The following is a 6,683-nucleotide window of genomic DNA, read 5'->3' as shown; positions in this document are numbered from 1 at the left end:
AAACCTGTGTTTGGGTTTCGGCTGTCGGGAGGGAAAGGAATTTTGCAAAGGTCTCGAATCGTCATTCCCGCGCAGGCGGGAATCCAGAACGCGGGACGGCGGCAATATTCAAAGGTTGTCTGAAAATTCAGAGGTTCTAGATTCCCGCCTTCGCGGGAATGACGGCGGAGCGGTTTCTGCTTTTCCGATAAATGACCGCAACCTAAAACCCATCCTTCCCGAGAAAACAGAAAAACAAAAACCTAAAATCCCGTCGTTATCGCGAAAGCAGTTGCTACGTTTACCGTCAAAAATGCCGTCTGAACGCTCAAGCCTTCAGACGGCATTTTTTATTTCAAACCCTTACAGGTAGAATTTTTCGATGACTTTCAGGTTGTCGTCTAATTTGTACACCAGCGGCTGACCGGTCGGGATTTCCAAGCCCATGATGTCTTCGTCGGAAATGCCCTCGATGTGTTTTGCCAGCGCGCGCAGGGAGTTGCCGTGCGCCGCCACCAAGACGCGTTTGCCGCTCAAAATCGCGGGGGCGATTTGGTCTTCCCAAAACGGTAATACGCGCTCCAGCGTTACTTTCAGGTTTTCGCCGTCGGGGATAACATCGGCAGGCAGATGGGCATAGCGGCGGTCTTTGTGTGCGGAAAACTCATCGTCTTTGTCCAAGAGCGGCGGCAGGGTGTCGTAGCTGCGCCGCCAGATGCGGACTTGCTCGTCGCCGTATTGTTCGGCGGTTTGTTTTTTGTCCAGGCCTTGCAGTCGGCCGTAGTGGCGTTCGTTCAGCCGCCAGGTTTTGATTTGCGGCACGAACAGTTGGTCGGATTCTTCCAAAACGATGTTGCAGGTCTTAATCGCGCGGGTCAGGACGGATGTGAAGGCGATGTCGAACTCATAGCCTTTTTCTTTCAGTTTTTTACCGGCGGCGGCAGCCTCGGCAAGCCCCTGCTCGCTCAGTTTCACATCGCGCCAGCCTGTAAACAGGTTTTTCGCGTTCCATTCGCTTTGTCCGTGGCGGATAAATACCAATTCCATATCGTCTCCAATCTGTAAAAGTGGGAAAGCCTTATTTATAACATATTTCCACATTGCCCGTATTTGATTCAGATTCAGACACGCGCCCACTATGGTTTGCCGTTTTGATTTACAATAATGTCCTTTGCTTTACATTCCGCATACACAATGAATACGCAACCGCACGCTTCCCATACCGATTCCAATACGCTGATACTCGGTCAATACGCCGAACGCGCCTATCTCGAATACGCCATGAGCGTGGTCAAAGGCCGCGCACTGCCTGAAGTTTCAGACGGCCAAAAGCCCGTGCAGCGGCGCATTTTGTTTGCCATGCGCGATATGGGTTTGACGGCGGGCGCGAAACCGGTGAAATCGGCGCGCGTGGTCGGCGAGATTTTGGGCAAATACCATCCGCACGGCGACAGTTCCGCCTATGAGGCGATGGTGCGGATGGCTCAGGATTTTACCTTGCGCTACCCCTTAATCGACGGCATCGGCAACTTCGGTTCGCGCGACGGCGACGGGGCGGCGGCGATGCGCTACACCGAAGCGCGGCTCACGCCGATTGCGGAATTACTGTTGTCCGAAATCAATCAGGGGACGGTGGATTTTGTGCCGAACTACGACGGCGCGTTTGAAGAACCTGTACACCTGCCTGCACGTCTGCCTATGGTGTTGCTCAACGGCGCGTCAGGCATCGCGGTAGGTATGGCGACCGAAATTCCGCCGCACAATTTGAACGAAGTGACGCAGGCGGCGATTGCGCTGTTGAAAAAGCCGACGCTGGAAACTGCCGACCTGATGCAATATATTCCCGCGCCCGATTTTGCCGGCGGCGGTCAAATCATCACGCCGGCGGACGAATTGCGCCGGATTTACGAAACCGGCAAGGGCAGCGTACGTGTGCGTGCGCGTTACGAAATCGAGAAGCTGGCGCGCGGACAATGGCGCGTCATCGTAACCGAGCTGCCGCCGAACGCCAACTCTGCCAAAATCCTTGCCGAAATCGAAGAGCAAACCAATCCGAAACCGAAAGCGGGTAAAAAGCAGCTCAACCAAGACCAGCTTAATACCAAAAAGCTGATGCTGGATTTAATCGACCGCGTGCGCGACGAGTCCGACGGCGAACATCCCGTGCGTCTGGTGTTCGAGCCGAAATCCAGCCGCATCGATACCGATACCTTCATCAACACGCTGATGGCGCAGACTTCGCTGGAAGGCAATGTGTCCATGAACTTGGTGATGATGGGACTGGACAACCGCCCCGCGCAGAAAAACCTGAAAACGATTTTGCAAGAATGGCTGGATTTCCGCGTCGTGACCGTAACACGTCGTCTGAAATTCCGTTTGAACCAAGTGGAAAAACGGCTGCACATTCTCGAAGGCCGTCTGAAAGTCTTTCTGCACATCGACGAAGTGATTAAAGTCATCCGCGAATCGGACGACCCGAAAGCCGATTTGATGGCGGCATTCGGGCTAACCGAAATCCAAGCCGAAGACATTTTGGAAATCCGCTTGCGTCAGTTGGCGCGTTTGGAAGGGTTCAAACTCGAAAAAGAATTGAACGAATTGCGCGAAGAACAAGGCCGTCTGAATATCCTTTTGGGCGACGAAAACGAAAAACGCAAGCTGATTATCAAAGAGATGCAGGCGGACATGAAACAATACGGCGATGCGCGCCGCACGCTGGTGGAAGAGGCCGGACGCGCCGTGCTGACGCAAACCACCGCCGACGAACCCATCACGCTGATTCTGTCGGAAAAAGGCTGGATACGCAGCCGTGCCGGACACAACCTCGATTTGAGCCAAACCGCGTTCAAAGAAGGCGACCGCCTCAAACAAACTCTCGAAGGCAGAACGGTTTTGCCCGTCGTCATTCTCGATTCATTGGGCAGAACCTACACGCTCGATGCCGCCGAAATCCCCGGCGGACGCGGCGACGGCGTGCCGGTTTCATCCTTAATCGAGCTGCAAAACGGCGCGAAACCCGTTGCGATGTTGACAGGATTGCCGGAACAACATTATTTATTATCAAGCAGCGGCGGCTACGGCTTCATCGCCAAGCTGGGCGACATGGTCGGGCGCGTGAAAGCGGGTAAAGTGGTCATGACCGTGGACAGTGGCGAAACCGTTTTGCCGCCGGTTGCCGTCTATGCTTCTTCGCTGATCAACCCCGACTGCAAAATCATTGCCGCCACCAATCAAAACCGCGTCCTCGCCTTCCCCATCGGCGAATTGAAAATTATGGCGAAAGGCAAAGGACTGCAAATCATCGGATTAAACGCCGGCGAATCGATGACGCATACCGCCGTTTCTTCCGAGCCGGAAATCCTGATTGAAAGCGAAGGCAGGCGCGGCGCGGCGCACAAAGACCGCATCTCCGTCTCCCTGCTTGAGGCAAAACGCGGCAAAAAAGGCAAACTATTACCCATATCGGGCAGCCTGAAACAGCTTTCTTCCCCGAAATAAACCCGATTCTGCACATATTATGGTAATTTCCAATACCCGCGAACTTGAGAAACTCAAAGACCGGATTCCCAATCTGATCAACATCATCCGCGTCGCCATCGTTTTCCCGCTGATGATTATGCACATCCTCGGGCTGGAAACCGGCAGCCGTGCGAACCTGCACGCTTCGTGGACGGCGTGGGCGTTTTATGTTTGGCTCGCCATTGCCTGCTGGCTGATTTTCTTTTCCATCATCCATCCGCATTGGCAATGGCAGTCGCTGAAAATGCCGCGTTTCAGCGCGGTGGCGGACATCACGATGATCGGCGTGCTGACCTACCTGTTCGGCGGCATCGATTCCGGCTTCGGCATCCTGATCCTGCCCTTCGTCGTCTGCTCCTGCCTGCTCAGCTACGGGCGTTATCCCCTGCTCTATTCCAGCTACGCCGCCATCCTGCTGATATTCAACGCCATTGCCGACGGCGATATCGGCAAATACCCGCTCATATCGGATACCCGTACCGCCTCGGCAACCTTCATCCTCGTCGCCGCCTCCTATCTTTCCGCCATCTTCACCTCACTGTCGGTCAAATACATCGACAGCGCCGGCCAACTGGCCCGCGACAACCACCTCGCCTACCGGCGCATCAAAGGCTTGAGCCAAACCGTACTCGAACGCGTTCAGGAAGCCGTCGTCGTCATCAATACCGAAAGGCTGGCGGTGCTGTTCAACCGGAAGGCGAAAGACCTTTTCCCCGCGCTCGAAATCGGACGGCGTGCCGACCTGTCCGATTCTGCCGCCGAACTGTGGAATCAAGCCTCTCCGCACACTTTCGAATACGTCCTCGGCACACCCGGCCTGAACGCCGGCATCCGCGCCGTTCCGGTCAACAAAGGGCCGGACAAGCTGCTCATCCTCTACATCCGCCCGCAGAGCGAAATTCAGGCGGAAGCCCTGTCCGTCAAACTTGCCGCGCTCGGACAACTGACCGCCAACCTCGCCCACGAAATCCGCAACCCGATGTCCGCCATCCGCCACGCCAACGACCTGCTGCGCGAAAATATGGAAGCGGGGGCGGCAGATCCGTTCAACGCCAAATTGTGCAAAATCATCGACGGCAACGTCTGCCGTATCGACAAAATGCTCGAAGACATTTCCTCGCTCAACAAGCGCAACAAAACCGAACGCGAAACCATCGGCCTGATACCGTTTTGGGAAGAATTCAAACAAGAGTTCCTGCTCGGCCATCCCGATGCCGCCGGCTGCATCCGTCCGGATATTCAAGGCGGCAGCCTGACTGCCTATTTCGATCCCGCCCACCTGCGGCAAATTATGTGGAACCTCGCCAACAACGCGTGGCGGCACAGCCGCAAACAGCCCGGCTCGATTTCCGTCACCATCCGCCCCGCGCAAAAAAACACCGTCTGCATCCTCTTTGCCGACGACGGCGGCGGCGTTCCGCCCGAAGTGCAGGAACACCTGTTCGAACCCTTTTACACCACGGCGGAAAACGGCACCGGCCTCGGGCTGTATGTCGCCCGCGAACTGGCGCACGCCAATTTCGGCGATTTGACCTACCTGCCGGAAGCCAAATGTTTCGAACTCACATTACCGGAAAAAACCAATGACTGAACTGCAACACCCCGTCCTCGTCGTCGATGACGAAACCGACATTCTCGACCTGATGGAAATGACCCTGATGAAAATGGGCTTGCGCGTCCATACCGCGTCAGGCGTTGCCGAAGCCAAAAACAAGCTCGACAGCCAACGCTATTCGCTCGTCCTGACCGATATGCGTATGCCCGACGGCTCGGGGCTGGAAGTCGTCCAACACATCAACAGCCGTGCACTCGACATCCCGATTGCCGTCATTACCGCCTTCGGCAATGCCGATCAGGCACAGGAAGCCCTGCGTTGCGGCGCGTTCGACTACATCCAAAAACCCATCACCCTCGCCCGGCTGCGTTCCCTCGTCAAATCGGCAATTTCCGTTTCCGAAAACCAAAACAAAATCCCCGAACCGCCCATTCAGACGGCATCCCCCGTTTCTCCCCCCATGCCGTCTGAAGCCCCGGAACCTGCAAACGCAATACCGGCGGCACCGCCCGTTTCCGCCGCCCTTCCCTATGCGGAACCCGATATGCCCCGCCTGCTCGGCAGCTCTCCGCAGATGGTCGAAATCCGCCACCTCATCCGCCGCCTCGCGCCCGGCAAAGTACCCGTCTATATTTCCGGCGAATCCGGTACAGGTAAAGAACAGGCGGCGCGCACCATACACGAACTGTCCGACCGCGCGGACAAACCCTTTGTCGCCGTCAACTGTGGCGCGATTCCCGAAAACCTCATGGAAAGCGAATTTTTCGGCTACCGCAAAGGCAGCTTTACCGGTGCCGACAAAGACCATGCCGGTTTCTTCCGCCATGCCGACGGCGGTACGCTCTTCCTCGACGAAGTGGCCGACCTGCCCCTTTCCATGCAGGTCAAACTCTTGCGTGCGATTCAAGAAAAAGCCGTGCGCCGTATCGGCGACGCGACCGAGCAGCCCGTCGATGTCCGCATCGTCTGCGCCACCCACAAAAACCTCGAAGCCCTTGTCGAAAGCGGCGCATTCCGCCAAGACCTGTATTACCGCCTCAATGTCGTCAGCCTCAATATGCCGTCCCTGCGTGAAATGCGCGAAGACTTGAAGCTGCTCATCCCCTACCTCCTGTACAAACACAGCCACAACAACCGGCCTTACACACTCTCCCCCGCCGCGCAACAGATGCTCCTGAATTACAGTTATCCGGGCAATTTCCGCGAACTCGAAAACATCCTCGAACGCGCCGTCGCCCTGTGCGTCGGACATACCGTGCAAATCGACGACCTGCAAATCCAAGATGTGCGCCACAAACCCGTCCGGACGGGAACCGCCGTCCCTGTCGCCGATACCTTGCCGTCTGAAACAGCCGCCGCGCCGTCCCGCTTTCTCCCGTTCGACCCCGATACCATGCAGATACAGGACTATCTCGACAAAATCGAACGCGACATCATCGAACAAGTCCTCAAACAAACCGAAGGCAACCGCACGCAGGCCGCCAAACGCTTGGGCATCAGCTTCCGTTCCATGCGCTACCGTATGGAACGCCTCAACATCGGCTGACGGCAAAACAACAGCCTGCCCACCCGAAAAAATGCCGTCTGAAACGGCACGGAAAAGCGGGTACCGCCCCTTGCTTCCGAACAA

At 56.3% G+C, this 6,683-nt stretch carries 4 protein-coding genes and 1 pseudogene; 4 read left to right on the top strand and 1 reads right to left on the bottom strand.

Annotated features, from left to right (window positions below; all coding sequences use genetic code 11):
• Positions 1 to 352, top strand: a pseudogene (locus KEM39_RS07635) (hypothetical protein); the annotation flags it as partial.
• On the opposite strand, the gene KEM39_RS07630 reads toward KEM39_RS07635, so the two are convergent.
• A complete protein-coding gene (locus tag KEM39_RS07630; protein ID WP_211709795.1) occupies positions 343 to 1,026 on the bottom strand; it encodes a 2,3-diphosphoglycerate-dependent phosphoglycerate mutase in 684 nt (227 codons plus the stop codon). The pseudogene KEM39_RS07635 and the gene KEM39_RS07630 sit on opposite strands and share 10 nt — an antisense overlap.
• 147 nt (positions 1,027 to 1,173) lie before the next feature.
• On the opposite strand from KEM39_RS07630, the gene parC reads away from it, so the two are divergent.
• Genes parC through KEM39_RS07615 form a run of 3 tightly spaced genes read left to right on the top strand, consistent with a single transcriptional unit; the run spans position 1,174 to position 6,599 of the window.
• Positions 1,174 to 3,477 carry a DNA topoisomerase IV subunit A gene (parC, locus tag KEM39_RS07625; protein ID WP_118997943.1) on the top strand — a complete coding sequence of 768 codons (2,304 nt, stop codon included), beginning with the start codon at positions 1,174 to 1,176 and terminating at the stop codon, positions 3,475 to 3,477.
• A gap of 19 nt (positions 3,478 to 3,496) precedes the next feature.
• On the top strand, positions 3,497 to 5,089 hold the full coding sequence (locus KEM39_RS07620) for a sensor histidine kinase (RefSeq protein WP_249182660.1): 1,593 nt from the start codon (positions 3,497 to 3,499) through the stop codon (positions 5,087 to 5,089).
• Complete coding sequence (locus KEM39_RS07615) at positions 5,082 to 6,599, top strand: sigma-54-dependent transcriptional regulator (protein WP_211709794.1); 1,518 nt, start codon at positions 5,082 to 5,084, stop codon at positions 6,597 to 6,599. Before KEM39_RS07620 ends, KEM39_RS07615 begins: the two co-directional genes overlap by 8 nt.
• Positions 6,600 to 6,683 lie beyond the last annotated feature (84 nt).

The sequence above is a fragment of the Neisseria sp. Marseille-Q1983 genome (assembly GCF_018224585.1).
GTDB lineage: Bacteria > Pseudomonadota > Gammaproteobacteria > Burkholderiales > Neisseriaceae > Neisseria > Neisseria polysaccharea.
Note: the sequence above shows the minus strand (reverse complement) of the source record. Positions and strands in the feature narration are given on the sequence as shown.